Source organism: Xenorhabdus beddingii (genome assembly GCF_002127545.1).
Classification (GTDB): Bacteria; Pseudomonadota; Gammaproteobacteria; order Enterobacterales; family Enterobacteriaceae; genus Xenorhabdus; species Xenorhabdus beddingii.
In genome coordinates, this window is record NZ_MUBK01000104.1 from 1 (window position 1) to 1,339 (window position 1,339).

Genomic DNA, 1,339 nt, shown 5'->3' on the forward strand with positions numbered 1-1,339 from the left:
CAGAGCGGCAACAACTGCTGGTGGATTTCAATGCCACTCAGGTGGATTATCCGCCAGCGGCTTTCGTCCATGCCGGGTTTGAAGCGCAGGCCGCGCACCAGCCTGCGGCCACGGCGCTGAGGTTTGCCGGGCAGACCCTGAGCTATGGTGAACTCAACCGCCGCGCCAACCGGCTGGCGCACCATTTGATCGCACTGGGCGTGCGCCCGGATGAACGGGTGGCGATTTGTGTTGAACGCAGCCCGGACATGGTGGTGGGATTACTCGCCATCCTCAAGGCCGGCGGCGCTTATGTCCCGCTCGACCCCGCCTACCCGACCGAACGGCTGGCCTATATGCTCGACGATGCCGCGCCGGTGGTGTTGCTCACCCAAACCGTCCTCGCTGATACGCTGAACCACGCGGTGCCTGCCGCCGGACACACCACGGTATTGCTGGATGCGCTGCCCCCCGCGCTGGCTGAACAGCCGACCCACAATCCGGACACGCTGGCGATGGGGCTGACCCCGCACCATCTGGCCTATGTGATCTATACATCGGGTTCCACCGGGTTGCCCAAGGGGGTGGAAATGCCGCTGTCAGCCCTCTCCAACCTGCTGCAATGGCACCGCCAGTCCCCCTCACAGCCGGCCGGAACCGGCAAGACCCTGCAATTTGCCGCGCTGGGGTTCGATGTTGCCTTTCAGGAGATCTTCACCACTCTGGCTGAAGGCGGCTGTCTGGTCCTGATTCAGGAAGTCCTGCGGCGGGAGCCTCAACAGCTTCTCCGCCTGATCCGGCAAGAGCGCATTGACCGCCTTTTCCTCCCCTACGTCGCCCTCCAGCATCTGGCCGAAGCCGCCGCCGGTCACCCTGCCGGAGATCTCTCCTGTCTGGCCCATATTATTACGGCCGGTGAGCAATTACGCATGACGCCGGCCATTCAGCGTCTGCTGCAACGGATCGGCGACGGCCGGTTACACAATCACTATGGCCCGACAGAAAGCCACGTGGTGACGGCATATACATTAAGTCCGGCCATCTTGGGCGGGGAAATTGAGCGGTGGCCGACACTGCCCCCGATCGGCCGGCCGATCGCCAATGCCCGGATCTATATTCTGGATGAATATGGTCAGCCCGTGCCCCTTGGGGTGAGCGGGGAAATCCATATCGCTGGTGCGGGGGTGGCGCGGGGTTACCTCAATCGCCCTGAACTGACGGCGCAGCGTTTTCTGGCCGATCCGTTCTCTCCGGAGCCGGATGCGCGGATGTACAAAACCGGCGACCTCGGCCGCTGGCTGCCCGACGGCAATATTGAATACCTTGGCCGCAATGATTTTCAGGTCAAGCTGCGCGGCTT

The 1,339-nt window shown here is 63.0% G+C and carries 1 protein-coding gene; it reads left to right on the plus strand.

Features of this window, described 5'->3' with window-relative positions:
• On the plus strand, positions 1-1,339 hold a 1,339-nt coding region (locus Xbed_RS18640; RefSeq protein ID WP_139837549.1), incomplete at both ends, for a non-ribosomal peptide synthetase.